Source organism: Roseateles noduli (assembly GCF_050626985.1).
GTDB classification, from domain to species: Bacteria; Pseudomonadota; Gammaproteobacteria; order Burkholderiales; family Burkholderiaceae_C; genus Roseateles; species Roseateles noduli_A.
The window spans coordinates 6346794-6362815 of record NZ_CP192463.1 but is presented as its reverse complement, the minus strand read 5'-3'; the positions used below and the strand labels follow the sequence as shown (position 1 = coordinate 6362815).

Sequence of the window (16022 nt, the reverse complement as noted above, 5' to 3'; positions counted from 1 at the left end):
CGCCGCTTGCTCCCGAGGAGCTCGCCGCCTTCGGCGAGGCCGAGCGCATGCGGCTGACGGACCGCAAGCGCCAAGCCATCGTCGACGCAGCCATCGCGGAGTTCCGCGAGCATGGTTTCGAGGTCGCGAACATGGACCGCATCGCGGGCCGCGCGCAGGTGTCCAAGCGCACCGTCTACAACCACTTCAGCGGCAAGGACGCGCTGTTCGACGCCATCCTGGAGCGGCTCTGGGTCGCGACCGAGGCGAAGCTGAAGCTGGCCTATCGGGCCGACCGTCCGTTGCGGGAGCAGTTGCTGTCGCTGGTCGAGCAGAAGCTCGCGATGAGCGACGACCCGCAGTTCCTGGACCTGGCGCGGGTGCTGATCGCCGAGGCGATCCACGCGCCGCAACGCGCGCGGGAGATGCTGTGCCGGCTCGGCGGCCGAGAGGAAGCACTGACCGTGTGGATCCGCGCGGCGATGGCGGACGGCCGCCTCAAGGACGGGGATCCGGCCTTCGCCGCGGCGCAGCTGCAGGCGCTGGTCAAGGGCTTCGCCTTCTGGCCGCAGATCACGATGGGACAGCCGCCGCTGGACAAGGCGCAGCAGCGGCAGGTGGCCGATTCGGCGACCGACATGTTCCTGCGCTACCACGCGGTCGATCCGGCGCGCTGAGCGGCGCGCCCGGCATCGCCCTCCTGCGCAGGCCGCTGGCCCTCACCCCTCCCCTCTCCCGCAAGCGGGAGAGGGGGTAAGAACGGCGGGGATCAGAACGTCGTCGACGCCGAGCCGCTCAGGCGGAAGGTGCCGACGACGTCGGCCAGCTTCTGCGCCTGGTCCTTGAGACTTTCCGCGGCGGCCGCCGATTCCTCGACCAGCGACGCGTTCTGCTGCGTCACCTGGTCCAGCTGCGCGACGGCCACGTTCACCTGGCCGATGCCATGGCTCTGCTCCTGCGCGGTGTGGCTGATCTCGCCGATCATCTGCGCCACTCGCTGCACGCTGCCGACGACCTCGTTCATCGTCTCGCCGGCGGAGGACACCTGGCGCGCGCCGGTGTCGACGCGCTCGACGCTGGCCGTGATCAGCGTCTTGATCTCCTTGGCCGCGCCGGCCGAACGCTGCGCCAGCGCCCGCACCTCGCTCGCCACGACCGCGAAACCGCGGCCCTGCTCGCCCGCACGCGCGGCCTCGACGGCGGCGTTCAGCGCCAGGATGTTGGTCTGGAAGGCGATGCCATCGATCGTGCCGATGATGTCGCCGATCTGCCGCGAGCTGGTGCTGATGTCCTGCATCGTCGCGACCACCTGGCCCATCGCCTCGCCGCCCTGGCGCGCGACACGGCTGGCGGTATCGGCCAGTTGCCGCGCCTGGTCGGCGTTGGCGGCACTGTTGGCCACGGTGCTGTTGAGCTCCTCCATCGAGCTCGCCGTCTCCTGCAGGTTGCTGGCCGTTTCCTCGGTACGCTGGCTCAGGTCATGGTTGCCGGCGGCGATCTGGCGCGACGCCACCGCGATCGACTGGCTGGTCTCGCGCACCTGCAGCATCACCTGCTCGATCTTGTGCACGAACTGGTTGAAGCCGCGCGAGATGTCGGCCAGCTCGTCCTCGCCACGCACCTGCAGGCGCTGGCTGAGATCGCCCTCGCCGGCGCCGATGTCGTTCATCGCGCGCTTGATGCCGGCCAGGCCTTTCAGCAACGCGCCGACCGCCGCGGCAGCGACCAGTGCCGCGACGATCGTCACGACCAGCATCGTCAGGCCCGCGTTGCGCAGCACGTCGGACAGCGCGGCCAGAGCCTCGTTGCGCTCGGCCGCGGCCACCAGCACCCAGTCCGTGCCGGGCACGTCCACGGCCTTCAGGAAAAAGCGGGCGGCGCCGACCTCGGCCAGCGTCGGCTCCTCGCCATGAGCGGTCGACAGCAGCGCGCCGTCGATCGCGGCGGACAGGTCCTTCACCGGCTTCAAGGTCAGTGCCGCGTCCGGGTGCGCGATGACGGTGCCCTGCTTGTCCAGCAGCATCGCAAAACCGCTCGCGGTCGGCTTGATCGACTTCATCGTCGCGACGATGTCGTCCAGCGCCACGTCGGTGCCCACCACGGCCTTGAGTTCGCCGCCCGCGCGCACCGCGCTGGCGAAGGTCACGACCAGCTTCTTGCTCGACGCCGCCACGTAGGGCGCGGTGATCACCGGCTGGTCCGTGCCGGACGCCAGCTTGTACCAGCCGCGGCCGGTCGGGTCGTACTCCGCCGGGCGCTGGCGGTCGGGGATGGAGATCATCCGCTTGTCCGCGCCGCCGACGTAGGCCAGATCCAGCCGGCCCGACTGCAAGGCCTGCGTCAGCACCGGGCGCGGGTCCTCGAGCTGCGCGGCCGGTGCCATCGCGGTGACCACGTCCTTCTGCGTCTTCACCCAGGCGGCGACGCCGGCGGCATTCGCGGTGGCCAGATCGGTCAGCTGGGCTTGCACCTGGCGACGCGCGTGATCACGCACGGCCCAGTAGCTGGCGAAGGTGGCGAGCGCGACGGCCGCCACGACGATCAGGATGCTGATGGCGATCAGGCGCGATTTGATGGTCTTCAACACGGTGGGAGTCCGGCGGGGAGGAGGCCGGCATTGTGCGGGTAGCGTTACCTCGAACCAAGGGTTTCCACCAAGAAGAAGGCCGAGGCGTGACGGTGGTCACGGCCTCGGCCCAAAGCGGAAACAGTGCTTTCCGCGGCTCAGAAATTGAAGGGACGGGCCCTTCGCTGATTCAGTTCGATTCCTTGATCAGACGGCCCGACTGCGCCTGCAGCGGCCGGGCGTTCATCGGGTACAGGTGCGAGAACACCGAGATCTGCTGCGACGACACCTGCACCGGTTGGCGCAGCACCAGCCACAGCACGCCTTCGCTGCAGGGCGGCGTGGTCATCGAGCCCATGTACGAGAAGTAGGCCTGGTCGCGCGGCAGCAGTTGCGTGAGGTCGATGGGAACCGGCGCCGTATAGGTATCGCCGCGTTCGAGCGGCAGGTAGTTCCAGACCGTCTGGATCAGCGCCTGGTCCTGGCCGCGTTCCAGCAGCACCGCGACCGTGGCCTGGCGCCCCTCGGCATCCTTGTGGACCAGGTGGGCCACCATGTCGTACTGGCGGCCGTTGATGCGCTCCTCGCTCGGGCGATGGAAGTGGAACTGCTGCAGTTCGTAGCGCCGACCCATGATCGTCAGGGCATTGCCCGCCGCCACGTTCACCTGGATCGTGTGGCCGTTGTCGACCACGGAGAAGCTGCTGGGCTTGTAGTCGAACTGGATGCGCTCCTGGTCGACCTTGATCGTGTCGCGCAGGTCGATCGGGCTCTGGCGGGTACCGATCGCGCACTGGCGGAACTCAGGCTGCAACTGACCCCATTTGTCGGGCGCGCCTTCGCCGGTGTAGGACCAGGGGATCGACGATTTCGCCGCGGAGGCCGCCGCGGCAGGCTTGGTGGCGCGGCGGGCGCGCAGGTCGACCGGGTTGGCGGTTTTCACGTCCACCGCCGCGCCGGCCGGTTTGGTGCTCAGCTTGAGCGCGGCGGCGTCCTCCTTCAGGCGGTCCGCCAGGCGGTCGCGCAACTGTTCCCCGGATGGTTCCCCTTTCGGAGCGGGCGCAGGCGCGGGCTCGGCCGCGCGGAGCGCGCCCGGCAGCAGCAGGGACAGGCAGAGGCAGAGGGCCGCCGGCAGCAGGACACCGGATCCGGGACGGTCAGACATGAAAGGGAGCTCCGGGAACGACAGAAGGATCGCCCTGTCTATTTCGGAGCCTGGCCGGGCATCTTGAGGGTGGCCCGATGTCCCGATGTCCCGATGTCCGATGTTCCGATGTCACGCGGGCGGCGTCGCCGCGGATACTTCGCGCTTGACCCAGGTCCAGGCGACCAGGCCGATGCACATCATCGCGGCGGAGGTCACCGCCAGCGCCAGCATCGAGTGCATCACCAACGGCACCAGCACGCCCGCCACCAGGCCGTTGGCCGCGCTGCCGATGCAGGCCTGCAGCGAGGAGGCCATGCCGCGGCGCTCGGGCGCCTGGTCCAGCACCAGCAGCGTCACCACCGGCACCATCAGCGCCCAGCCGAAGGCGAAGCTGCTGATCAGCGGGAAGGCCCACAGCGGGCTGTGCGGCAGCGTCAGGTTGCAGACGATGTTGGCGACCGACGTGAAGCCCATGATCAGGAAGCCGCGCCGGATCTGCTTGCGCGGCGCGATCTTGCCGGCGAGCCGGCCGCTGAGCCAGGCGCCGCCCATGATCCCGCCGATGCTGAACAGGAAGAAGATGAAGTACTGCGTCGGCGCCAGGCCCAGGTGTTCGCCGAGGAAGACCGGCGCCGCCAGCACGTACAGGAACATGCCGTTGAACGGGATGCCGCTGGCCAGGGCCAGCAGCAGGAAGCGGCGGCTGCCGACGAGCGAGCGGTAGCCCCGCAGCAGCGAGCCGACATGGAAGGGCTGGCGGTGGTCGCGATGCAGGGTCTCCGGCATCAGGCGCCAGGTGATCGCGAACAGCAACGCGCCGACGAAGACCAGGAACCAGAAGATCGCGTGCCAGTCGGCGTGCACGTAGAGGAAGCCGCCGATCATCGGCGCGATCGCCGGCGCCAGGCCGAAGAAGATCGTCACCTGCGACATCACCCGTTGCGCCTCCGACGGCGGGAACATGTCGCGGATGATGGCGCGCGAGACGACGACGCCCGCCCCCGCCGACAGCCCCTGCACCGTGCGCCAGAACACCAGCTGGCCGATGCTGCCGGCCAGCGCGCAGCCCATCGAGGACAGCGCGAAGACGGCCATGCCCCACAGCACGACCGGGCGGCGGCCGAAGCTGTCCGACAGCGCGCCGTGGAACAGGTTCATCACCGCGAAGCCGAGCAGGTAGCCCGACAGCGTCTGCTGCATCTCGATCGGCGTCGCGTCCAGCGCCTGGGCGATGCCGGCGAAGGCCGGGATGTAGGTGTCGATCGAGAACGGCCCCACCGTGGCCAGCGCGGCCAGCAGGATGGCGAGGGCCCAGCGCGGGGCGCGCCACAGTTGGCTGGCTTCGGGGTTCATGCGTGGATGCGGTGCGAGCGTGCGAGGAAGCCGCCGACGATAACGCCGGCAAGCCGCGGAGCTGGCCGTCATGCAGGCCGGGAACGCCGCTTGCGGGTGAAGCGTGCGCGGGTCGCCCGGGCGTCCCGGGCGATGACCGGCAGTGTAGCGGGACCCCTACACTGCGGGACTTTTGCGGAACTTCGGGCGGGGAACGTGGTGCCAGGCGTATTGAGCATTGGGGTGGTCGGACTGGGGGTGATGGGTCAGCGGATGCTGGCGCGTCTGGCCGGTCACGCCCGGCTGCGGGTGACCCGCGTCTGGGACGAGAACCCCGAGGTGCTGGCGCAGGCGCTGGCCCACGACCCGCTGCTGCGCGCGGCCACCAGCGCCGAGGCGCTGATCTGCGAGCCGGGCCTGCACGGCCTCTACATCGCGACGCCGCCGGGGCCGCACATCGCCTTGACGGAACAGGCGTTCGACGCGGGCCTCGTGGTGCTGTGCGAGAAGCCGCTGACCACCGATTTCGAAGCCGCGCGCGCCTGCATCGAGCGCATCGAGCGCGAGCGGCAGCGGGCGGCGGTCAACTACTCGCTCGCGTCGTCGACCGGACTGGCGCAGCTGCAGCTGGCCTTCGGCGCCGGATCGCGACGGCCGATGGGGGCGCTGCACGGCGTGGCCATCGACTTGCGCTTCGCCGCCTGGCCGCGCCCCTGGCAGGCCGGCGCCGGCGCCTGGCTGTCGCAACGCGCCGAGGGCGGGTTCTCGCGCGAGGTGCTGTCGCATTTCATCTTCGTGCTGCAGCGGGTGCTGGGACCTGCCAAGGTCGTGCGCAGCCATGTCGAGTATCCGGACGACGGTGTCGGGTCCGAGCGCGCGGTGGAGGCGGAACTGGTCGCCGCCGGCGTGCCGGTGACGATCAGCGCCAGCCTTGGCGGCGATCGCGCCGATGACAACCGCATGCTGTGGCGCGCCAGCGAAGGCGAGATCGAGCTGCGCGACTGGTTCGGCGTGACGCAGCAGCGCCAGGGCGAACGCGTCCAGAGCATGGGCGACGCCGAGACGCTGCGCATGAACGGCATGACGGACCAGCTCAGCCACTGGTCGGCGATGCTGGACGGACACTCGCACAGCCTGCCGGGCTTCGCCGAGGCGCTGGCGGTGCAGAGGACCATCGAGGCCGTGCTCGCCGGCCAGCCCTGAGCCCCCCCTGCCCCGGGGTAAACTCGCTCCCGTGAAGCAAGCCAGACCGCCGCTGGTGCGATCGTGGAAACACGGCACTGGAGGAAGGTCCGGACTGCATAGAGCGGCGTAGCAGCTAACGGCTGCCCGGCGAAAGCCGAGGATCAGAGCAACAGAGACGAGTCGAAGCGGGTTCCGCCAATCGGGTGTTCTGTGAGGGAGAGGGCGCAAGCCCTCTCGTCCGTGAGGCGCAAGCATCGCGGACTTGCGCGCAAGCGCAGACCGAGCAGCCACCCGAAGCGGGCAAGGCCCGCTTCGGGTGAAACGGGCAATCTCTACGCGCAGCAACACCAAGTAGGCCAGCGTTGATGCGGCTCGCAGAGCTGGCGGGTAGGTGGCACCGAGCCGGGCAGTGATGCCCGGCCCAGATGAATGGCGGTCACGCGGAAAATCGCAAGAGGATCCGCGCACAGAATCCGGCCTATCGGCTTGCTTCACGCTTATGACAAACCTGCAAGCGAACATTGGCTTGCAGAACTTTTCAGGGTCTTTCGCGGATCCGGCCCGGTTGGGCACATCGGTTGCTACCTTCGGGTCATGCAGATCGAACCTCTCGACCCCCACAGCCCCGCCGCGATGTCCCTGCTGGCGCAGTCGGACGCGTACATGGCGGCCCTCTACCCGAGCGAGAGCAACCACCTCGAGGATCCGCACGCGCTGGCCCAGCCGCGGGTGCGTTTCATTGGCGTGTGGCTGGCGGAATGGCTGGCCGGATGCGCGGCGGTGAAGGTGGTCGACGACGCCGAAGTCCCCTACGGCGAGATCAAGCGCGTGTTCGTCCAGCCGCACTTCCGGGGGCGCGGAATCTCCAAGGTGTTGATGGAAGAGCTGGAGTCCCACCTCAGGGCGCAAGGCATCGAACTGGCGCGCCTGGAGACCGGCGTGCACCAGCCGGAGGCGCTCAAGCTCTACGAGACGCTGGGCTACGACCGCCGCGCGCCGTTCGGCAACTATGCCGAGGACCCGCTGTCGGTCTTCATGGAAAAGCGGCTGACGGCCAACTGAAGTAGACCGGAGGTCGACCGGGCGTTGACCGAGCGTCGACCGGGCGTCGACGCGCGCGACGCTGTCCCCTGGAGGGGTTCCCCCGTCCCGGGGGACGTCCGATGAAACGACGCCGCGGTGCCGCCGTACCGTGCGAGCCTGTCCTGGCTCTCGCCGACGCGCCGCCGCCTCATGGCCCCGACCGCCCCTTCCCACGCACCCACCGCGGCACACGCGTCTCCCCACGCCGCGCCGAAGCTGGCTTCGATCGAGGCCGCCCGCGCGCTCGCCGCGCTGGCGGTGGTGCTCATGCACACGACGCACCTGATGCGCGTGCCGCAGTTCACCGGCCATGTCGCGCTGGGCGGCGCGTTCGACTTCGGTTACGTCGGCGTCGACTTCTTCTTCGTGCTGAGCGGCTTCATCATCACCTTCGTCCACCACGCGGAGCTGGGCCGCGGCGCGGCCCGCTGGCCGGGTTACCTGTGGAAGCGCTTCGTGCGCGTGTTCCCGATCTACTGGATGGTGCTGGCCATGACCGCCGGACCCTCGATCCTGTCGAGGCTGCTGGCCGGCCGCACGCCGGTCTCGGAACTCGACAGCGACGACATCCCCGGCACGCTGCTGCTGTGGATCGGGGCGAAGGAGCCGGAGTACGTCGGCGTGGCCTGGTCGCTGCAGTACGAGGTGATGTTCTACCTGAGCTTCTGCGTGTTGCTGCTGCACCTGCGCGGCGGCCTCGCGCTGTATGGGCTGTGGGCCGCGCTCGTCGTGGCGCAGACCTTCGGCGCGCTGCCGGGCACCCTGCCCTGGAAGCTCGGCGACCCGCATTGCCTGCAGTTCCTGATGGGCGTCGCGACCGGGCTGCTCGCACGCCGCGCGACGCTGCCGCTGGTCCGCTGGCAGGGGTGGATGGTGGGCGCGGTCTTCGTCGCCGCCGTGCTCTATGAACGCCTCGGGCCGCAAGGGGCCCATGCCTTCGGGGGACGCGTCGCGCTGGGACTCGCCTCGGCATTGGTGCTGGCCACGCTCGTGGCCATGGAACGGCGTCATGCAGTCCGCGTGCCGGCCGCGCTCGCACAGCTCGGCGCGGTGTCGTACTCGCTCTACCTCGCCCACTGCCTGCTCATCAACATCGTGCTGGCGCTGCTGGCAAAGGCCGGCGTGTATCGCGCACTGCCAGAAGTAGTGACCTTCGCGATCGCCGTCGTGGCGGCCGTCAGCGGCGGGTGGCTCATCGGGCGATGGCTCGAACTGCCAGTGGTCGCCTGGCTGCGACGGATCACGGCGCCTCGGGCCTCGGCAGTTCCAGCAGTGACGGGATAGGGAGACCGCCCACCTGCGCAACGCCTGGCGCGGGCTCTCCACGACGCAGGGGGCATCGCCTCCGCGAACCCCCAGCATCGCTCCGGCCCCAGCCACCGTCGTTGACTGCACATCTGCGCGAGAGCGCTGCGTCTTCGCGGGAGAGCGCTGCGTCTTTGCGGGAGCACGCTGCATCTGTGCACGAGAGCGCCGCTCATCTGCGGGAACGCTGCCCATCAGCGGGTCACCGCTGATGGGCGAGGATCACTCCTCGTTGTCGCCGCTGCCGCCGGCCTGCTCGTTGCGCTTCTCGGCCTGCCTCAGCAGCGGGGCCTCGAGCTTGTCCATGCCGTCGATGAAGCTGTCCACCGGCTTCGGCGTGGCCAGGCGCAAGGACGGCGGCGCCAGCGTGGCCATGTAGTTGGGGCCGAGCCAGTACTGCTGCTCGGTGCGCCGTCCCACCGTGAGCACCAGGCCGACGAGGCACATCGCGCCGATGCCCACCGCCACGCGCCGCGAGGCGCGCGGCCAGACCACGGTCGCGTGCCACCACAGCAGCAACGCGGCCCCCACCGACATGACCACCGTTTCCAGCGCCAGCAGCCGCGGCGCGTTGAACATGTAGGCCACAAGCGGCAGCAGCAGGTCCAGCAGCTGCATGGCGACCGTCGCGACCAGCGCCCGCCACAGGTGGGCGCCGAACGCGAACCAGTGCCGGAACAGCTGCGTGATGAGCGCCCAGAGCGCCGACCAGATCAGCGCCACGCCGATCGGCGCGAGCAGCGCGCTCACGGTGTCGACCCAGCTCGCGGAGCCGTCGTTGCCCGCCCAGTTGGCGCCCCACAGCATCAGCGCCCAGAGCGCCAGCATGGCGGGCAGCGCCCATGAGGGCCGCGCGTCGCGCTTGACGGGCTCGTCGGCGCGGTTCATCGGCTTCTCGGCCGGCAGCGGATCCAGGACCGTGCGCAGCCGCAGCCGCGTGGTGCCGATCTGCAGCAGGGCCGACGACGACCACGCCGCGCGGCTGCCCGCGGCGAGCCGGCGTCCGTCGAGCCATCCGCCGTTCTGGCTGGGCAGCAGTTCCAGCACCGGGCCGCCCGCGGCAGGCGCGGCCTGTTCATCCAGGGTCTCGTCGCTGCGTTCGGCGGCCGGTTCGCCGCGGTCCCAGTGCAGCAGCGCGTGGGCGCCGGCCAGGTGCGGGTCGGACAGCACGAGGTCGCAATCCGGCGACCGCCCGATGCGCAGCGGCCATGCGCGCACGCGGTGCACTTCCCGGCAATGACCGTCCCGGTCGACGATCTCGATTACCGCGGCGTGGTCCATGCGAATCCTTGCAGGTAGTGACGCGTCAGCTTGGTGGCATTCGCGAAGCTGACGCCGCGGGCGTCGAAGCGGCCGAGGGCGCCTTCGGTCGCGGCGTCCACGTTGGTGACCAGCACGGTCAGGTCGAAGAGCCCCTCCAGCTTGCGGTAGGCGCGCAGGCAGGCGACCGCCCGCAAGGGCGGACCGTCCTTCTGCTGGACGAAGTCCTCGCGGCAGTAGGGCGCGGTGCGGTCGCGGTCCGGACCGCCCAGGCGTTCGTTGCGGAAGCTGGCCGAATAGATCGCGGAGAAGCGGATCGCGCCGAGCTTGCTGCCGTCGTAGACCTCTTCGGTGACGCCGAAGTAGCCGGTCTGCAGAGACTCGCTGATGAACAGCGCATGCTCCATCCGGCATTGCGTGCGCTGCATCTGCAGGCCCTGCTCGTCGGCGGAGGAACCGCTGCCCCAGCAGCGCATGTACTCCTCCTGCGGGATCGGGAAGCGGTAGCGCGGATGCGTCAGCGTGCGCCACGGCTGCGCGAGGAAGTTGCGCGAGAGCTCGTCCTGGTAGGCCATCAGCTGCTGGCGCAGCTTGGGCCACGCGGCGCCCTTCATCGGCGCGGCGTTGCGGCTGCGCGCGAGCAGCGCGGCCGCGTGCTCCGCCGGGACGAGGAAGCTCATCTGCTGCGCGAAGATCATCGTCGACACGTTGATGCCGACGATCTCGCCGTCCTCGTCGATCACCGGACCGCCGCTCATGCCGGGGTTGATCGAGCCGGAGTAGTAGATCAACGGATCGAAGCTGCGCTCGACCAGGCCGTTGTACGTGCCCTCGACGACGGCGAACGCGACGTCGTGCGGGTTGCCCATCGAGTAGATGCGCTCGCCCTTGGCCAGCGGCTGGTCGGCCTTGCGGAACACCAGCGGCGTGGCCGTCATGCGGGCGATCACGTTCTTCGGATCGCCCTGGGGATCCGTCGCGGCGCCCTTGCGCACGATGCGCAGCAGCGCAAGGTCGCGGCGGGCGTCGAAGTCCAGCAGCTCGATGTCGCCGCCGTCGCCTTCGGGCGTCTGGTACTGCAGGCGGTAGCGTTCCGGCTCCAGCGCGTGCTGGCTGATGACGTGGTAGTTGGTGATGACGTGGCCTTCGGCGCTGACGACAAAACCCGACCCCACCGAGGCCTGGCTGCCGTTGTACAGCGTGCGGACCTGCAGCAGCTGCGAACGGCTGCGGTCATAGAGCCGGCGCGCGCTGGCCGAGACCGGCGCCGACGGCATCGCCTGGCTGGCGGCGATCGCGGGGGCGCTGGGCGGCACGGCCGGGGTGGTCGGCAGGGCCGGTGAATGCGGCACGACGGGCGAGGCCGGCGCCACCGGCGCGGGGCGTGTCTGCGCCGCGGCGGGCAGCCCCAGTGCCGCGCTCAGCAGCAGCAGGACCGCCCCGGCGGCGGCACGCCCAGGGGTGAGAGGTTTTCGCGACAACGCAGGAGACTCCAGGAGAAGAGCAAGGAAGAGCGGACGCCGCATGCTAGCGGCTTTGCCCTGGCCGCAAGCAATCGGGATGCCGGACGGCCTTGCCTGCCGCCCGGGCGGCCAGCGGGGAACGGGCAAGGGGCGAGGGGCGCGGTCTCCAGGCCCCCGTGACTCACTGCTGCGGGCGCTCTCCGGCCGGAGGTTCCTCAGCCGCGGCCGGCTTCTTCGGGCGAGGCTCGCCGGGCCACGGGCCGAACAGCGGCAGCGGCATGCGCACCGGCGTCACGTCCAGGTAGAGGTTGACCACCGTGTAGTCCTCGGGCCCGAGTTCATCGGTGCTCCAGCCGATGCTGCCCGGTCCCTTGTAGAGCCGGAACAGGAAACCCAGGTCGGCCAGCGTGTCCCCGGCCTTGGGCGCGGCCTCGAAGCTCAGCCCCCGGAACTCGGGTTGCACGCTGTCGATCAGGATGGACATGGCCGTGGAGATCGTCGAGTCGCCCAGCATGTCCGTGTAGAACTGCGGCAGCGTGTAGTAGGGCTTGTAGTCGGGCGCGCCGGGCTCGAGCTTCTGTCCGCGCAGCTTCACCGCCGACGGCGTGACGCCGCGCGTGCGCAGGTTCATCCGGTCACCGTGATCGAGGTAGGTCAGCCGGGCGTTCTTCAGGTTGAAGACGCCGAGCTTGCGGTCCGAGGACGCCTCGCTCAGGTCGACCAGCAGCGCGCCCTTGTGGCCGATGATCTCGACCTCGTCGCCGCGGATCACGGCGGCGGAGTTCTCGTCCACGCCGAGTCCGAGCTGGTAGTTCTTGGCCAGCATCAGCGGCACCATGCGGCCGAAACGCCCGCGCTTGAGGAAGTGCTGGTCGACGAAGAGCCCGGGCCCGACGAAGCCCAGGCCGCGGTCGATCTGCTTGCCCTCCTCCCACTGGCCCTTGAGGATGCTGATGACGCTGGGCGCGTCCCGGAACATCACCGTGCTCATCACCGCGGCGCCGGCCGAGGTGCCGGCCACGACGCCGCCCTTGCGGTAGACGTCCCAGATGGCGTCGAGCATCGGCGTCGAATGCCCGCCGGGGAAGAGCACGTCGACGATGCGCTCCTGCGAGCCGCCGGTGAAGAAGATGCCCTTGGCGTTGCGCACCTTGGCGATCAGCGCGGCGTCGCGCACGACCTTGTTGAGGTCGACCCAGGAGAACTTCGGCGCGACGGGCAGCGCCTCGGCGATCGCGCCGCGGCGCTGCAGCTGCTCGACGACCTGCTTGGCGCTGGCCTCGGGATCCTCGGCCGCGGTACCGAACACGACGAAGCGCGCGCCGCGTCCGCCGGCCAGCGCGATCAGGCGGTTCCAGACTTCGTCGTTGTCGGCCTTGAGCGCGCCGCCGATGGCCACCGCGTGGCCTTTAATGGGGACATCCGCCGAGGGGCCAGTCGTTGCCTGGGTCGGTGGCGCGGACGACGGGGCCGTGGCAGCGGGAGTGGCCGTGGTAGTGGGAGAGGCTGCGGGAGAGGCGGAGGACGGCGCGGCAGTCTTCCCGGTCGCCGCCGACCGGGGCGGGGCGGGAGTGGCGGGCGGCGCGGCGAGCGCCGGCAGCACGGTCCACGACAACAGGAGCGCGCCGACGGCGCGGCGCAGCAGACAGCGATCGAACATCGTCAGAGCCTCCCGCCGCGCGGGGGCGGCTTCTCACACCACCATAGCCTCCCCCACCCTCCAACGGGTGACCATTGGTCACAGGTCAGTTGCTTCGTCGCGACTGTCGCGGGTCACCACCCTTGTCCGTGACGGTCCGCTCCCTAGACTGGTCCGACAGAGCCACCCCCATCGGCCCAGGGAGCCCACCATGACCCTCCGCACTTCGCGCGTCAGTCGCGCCACGCATCGCCCGCCGTTCGCGCCACGCATCTGCGCGGCCGCGGCCCTGATCGCGCTGTGCGGCGCGGCGCACGCGCAGGTCGCGCCGCCCGACTCGGCCGCCTCTGCGCCGGCGGCGCAGAAACTGCAGCGCGTGGAGATCACCGGCTCCGCGATCAAGCGCATCGCCGATGAGGGCGCCCTGCCCGTGCAGGTCATCAACCGCAGCGACATCGTCAAGGCCGGCGTCACGACGGCGGCCGAGATCATGGCGACCGTCTCGTCCATGAGCAACGCGCTGACCGACGGTGTCAGCATCGGCACCGGCGGCTTCCGCGACCAGATGGGCTTCAACTCGGCCAACCTGCGCGGGCTGGGGACCTCCTCGACCCTGGTGCTGCTGAACGGCCGGCGCATGGCCAACTTCGCGTCGCCCGGCGACGACAACGGCGTCGACCTGAACAACATCCCCGCCGCGGCGATCGAGCGCGTCGAGGTGCTGCTCGACGGCGCCTCCGCGATCTACGGCACCGACGCGATTGGCGGCGTCGTCAACTTCATCACCCGCAAGGACTATCAGGGCGTGCAGGTCGACGTCTACGGCGGCAAGACCGGCGAAGGCGGCGCCAGCAAGCGCACCGCGTCGATCGCCGCCGGCCACGGCGACCTGGCGCGCGACCGCTTCAACGTGATGGGCGTGCTGGACTTCCAGAAGACCGGCGCTCTGCGGACCTCGCAGCGCGACTTCATCTCCGATCTGCGCATCCCCGAACGTCTGCCGCATCTGCTGTCGTCGGCGGGCTTCCCCGGCAACATCCGGCTGGGCGGCGATCAATTCGACTACCTCGAGTCGCAGGGCTTCGCGATCAACGGCAAGCCGATCACCTCGCGCAACATCAACCTCAGCGCGCCCAACTGCCAGCCGCCGCACACGCTCTACCTGCCCGCGGGCATCGGCGGCGTGGACGGCTGCACCTACGACTACATGCGGGACCTGGAGCTCTATCCGAAGACCGACAAGGGCAGCTTCCTTGGCCGCGGCGTGTTCAAGGTCGCCGAAAACCATGAGGCCTTCGTCGAGGCGTCCTACACGCGCAGCAAGAGCTGGTACGTGGGCACCAGCAACCGCATCGACGCCGACCTGGACGTGTCGATGATCCCGGCGCTGGCCGCGACGGGCCTGGGCGACGCGCTGCCGGACGACCGCCTCATCACCGTGCGCACCCGCATGCTGGAGGCCGGGCCGCGCGCCAGCGAGCTGATCAGTACCGGCAGTCGCGTGGTGGTCGGCATGACGGGCACGGTCGGCGCGTGGGACTACGACTGGGGCTACAACCACAGCGTCAATCGCGTGTCCGATCGCGACGTGCGCGGCTATCTGCCCTACACCGAGACCCTGCAGGCCTACGCCGACGGACTGCTCAATCCCTTCGGTCCGTCGAGCGAGGCCGGCCTCGCCTTCCTGCGGAACAACAACATCAACCAGGAAGTGCGCAGCGCCCGCGGATCGATGGACAGCCTCGATGTCAAGGCCACGCGCAGCCTGATGAAACTCGGCGGTGGCGATCTGGCGCTCGCGCTCGGCGCGGAACTGCGACGCGAGAAGTCCAGCTCGGCGGCCAGCGACCTGCTGATCTCCGACGAGATCCTCGGCGATCCGACGCCGGGCGACGCGCAGTTCACGAACAACTCGCGCAAGGTCTGGGCCGCCTACGGCGAACTGCTGGCGCCCATTACCAAGGAGTGGGAACTCCAGTTCGCGCTGCGGCACGACCATTACCAGAAGGTGGGGGCGACGACCAACCCGAAGGTGGGAGTGCGCTACGCGCCGATGAACAACCTGACCTTCCGGGCGTCGGCCGGCACGGGCTTCCGAGCGCCGTCGATGAACGACCTGTATCGCTCGGTCAAGACCAGCGAGACCGCCACGCTGCCCGATCCGGTGTGCATGCTCGAGAACGACAACGACCTCGGGTTCTGCGCCAACAACTGGGAAACGCGGACCTACTCGAACCCGAACCTGAAGCCGGAGAAGTCGCGTCAGTTCTCGATCGGCCTGCTGACCGATCCGACGCCCGAATGGAGCCTCGGGCTCGACTACTGGCACATCGAGAAGCGCAACCTGATCAGCACCATCGGCGACGACGTGATCCTTGCCAACCTCGACAAGTACGAGCCGCTCGTGCATCGCTACAACGAGGACGAGGGGCTCGCCGGTTGCGACTATGACCCGGATGATTCCGACATCTGCTACATCGAGCTGCACAAGGAAAACCGCGGCAAGCAGAAGGCCTCGGGATTGGACATCACGATGCAGTACCGCTCACCGGCCTCGTCGCTGGGACGCTTCGGGGTGAAGCTGGTCGGGACCTGGACGCTGAGCTCCAAGAAGCAGACGGGCAACGGGGATCCGTACATCAGCAACCTGGGCCGCTTCGTCACCGACGGCGTCGTCCAGCGCTGGCGGCACCGCGTCAATTTCGACTGGTCCCGCGGAGCGTGGAGCGTCAATCTGGCCAACTCGTTCTCCAGCGGCTACGACGACCAGAATTCGGCCATCGATACCAATACCGGGCTGATCGTCGGGAAGAACAAGGTCAAGGCATATTCGCTGTGGGACCTGTCGGGGGGGTGGGACGCCACCTCCGCCCTCACCCTCCGTGCCGGGGTGAAGAACCTGTTCGACAAGGCACCGCCGTTCTCGAACCAGGCTTACTTCTTCATCTCGGGATACGACCCGAGCTACACGGATCCGCGGGGACGGTTCTTCTATCTGTCGGCGTCGTATCAGTTCAAGTGAGGGCGCCTGCCTGCCTGCCTGCCTGCCTGCTGACATCTGTG

11 protein-coding genes and 1 other RNA gene are annotated in these 16022 nt (G+C 69.4%); 6 read left to right on the top strand and 6 right to left on the bottom strand.

From position 1 onward, the window contains the following. Positions 1-47 precede the first annotated feature (47 nt). On the top strand, positions 48-656 hold the full coding sequence (locus tag ACQ4L4_RS27755) for a TetR/AcrR family transcriptional regulator (RefSeq protein WP_431105027.1): 609 nt from the start codon (positions 48-50) through the stop codon (positions 654-656). A gap of 92 nt (positions 657-748) precedes the next feature. Here ACQ4L4_RS27755 and ACQ4L4_RS27750 read toward each other — a convergent pair whose 3' ends face one another. From ACQ4L4_RS27750 to ACQ4L4_RS27740, 3 genes are all read right to left on the bottom strand, one after another. Then, entirely contained in the window at positions 749-2566 is a 1818-nt protein-coding gene (locus ACQ4L4_RS27750; RefSeq protein ID WP_431101998.1) for a methyl-accepting chemotaxis protein, read from the bottom strand. A gap of 169 nt (positions 2567-2735) precedes the next feature. Beyond that, positions 2736-3710 (bottom strand): carbonic anhydrase, encoded by a 975-nt coding sequence (locus tag ACQ4L4_RS27745; RefSeq protein ID WP_431101997.1) that lies wholly within the window; start codon positions 3708-3710, stop codon positions 2736-2738. A gap of 111 nt (positions 3711-3821) precedes the next feature. After that, entirely contained in the window at positions 3822-5045 is a 1224-nt protein-coding gene (locus ACQ4L4_RS27740) for a multidrug effflux MFS transporter (RefSeq protein ID WP_431101996.1), read from the bottom strand. Positions 5046-5267: 222 nt separating this feature from the next. On the opposite strand from ACQ4L4_RS27740, the gene ACQ4L4_RS27735 reads away from it, so the two are divergent. The 4 genes from ACQ4L4_RS27735 to ACQ4L4_RS27720 all read left to right on the top strand — a co-directional run bounded on the left by ACQ4L4_RS27735 (position 5268) and on the right by ACQ4L4_RS27720 (position 8576). Further along, positions 5268-6227, top strand: a complete 960-nt coding sequence (locus ACQ4L4_RS27735) for a Gfo/Idh/MocA family protein (RefSeq protein ID WP_431101995.1) — start codon at positions 5268-5270, stop codon at positions 6225-6227. A 33-nt stretch (positions 6228-6260) separates the two neighbouring features. Then, positions 6261-6706: RNase P RNA component class A (rnpB, locus tag ACQ4L4_RS27730), an RNA gene on the top strand. Between the two features lie 97 nt (positions 6707-6803). Further along, a complete protein-coding gene (locus ACQ4L4_RS27725) occupies positions 6804-7271 on the top strand; it encodes a GNAT family N-acetyltransferase (RefSeq protein WP_377157141.1) in 468 nt (155 codons plus the stop codon). 117 nt (positions 7272-7388) lie between these two features. Next, complete coding sequence (locus ACQ4L4_RS27720) at positions 7389-8576, top strand: acyltransferase family protein (protein WP_431101994.1); 1188 nt, start codon at positions 7389-7391, stop codon at positions 8574-8576. A gap of 243 nt (positions 8577-8819) precedes the next feature. On the opposite strand, the gene ACQ4L4_RS27715 is transcribed toward ACQ4L4_RS27720, so the two are convergent. The 3 genes from ACQ4L4_RS27715 to ACQ4L4_RS27705 all read right to left on the bottom strand — a co-directional run bounded on the left by ACQ4L4_RS27715 (position 8820) and on the right by ACQ4L4_RS27705 (position 12980). Then, positions 8820-9878 carry an FHA domain-containing protein gene (locus tag ACQ4L4_RS27715; protein ID WP_431101993.1) on the bottom strand — a complete coding sequence of 353 codons (1059 nt, stop codon included), beginning with the start codon at positions 9876-9878 and terminating at the stop codon, positions 8820-8822. Beyond that, positions 9860-11338 (bottom strand): trypsin-like peptidase domain-containing protein, encoded by a 1479-nt coding sequence (locus tag ACQ4L4_RS27710; protein ID WP_431101992.1) that lies wholly within the window; start codon positions 11336-11338, stop codon positions 9860-9862. Before ACQ4L4_RS27710 ends, ACQ4L4_RS27715 begins: the two co-directional genes overlap by 19 nt. A gap of 163 nt (positions 11339-11501) precedes the next feature. Beyond that, complete coding sequence (locus ACQ4L4_RS27705) at positions 11502-12980, bottom strand: cyanophycinase (RefSeq protein WP_431101991.1); 1479 nt, start codon at positions 12978-12980, stop codon at positions 11502-11504. A gap of 190 nt (positions 12981-13170) precedes the next feature. On the opposite strand from ACQ4L4_RS27705, the gene ACQ4L4_RS27700 reads away from it, so the two are divergent. After that, a complete protein-coding gene (locus tag ACQ4L4_RS27700) occupies positions 13171-15981 on the top strand; it encodes a TonB-dependent receptor (RefSeq protein WP_431101990.1) in 2811 nt (936 codons plus the stop codon). Positions 15982-16022 lie beyond the last annotated feature (41 nt).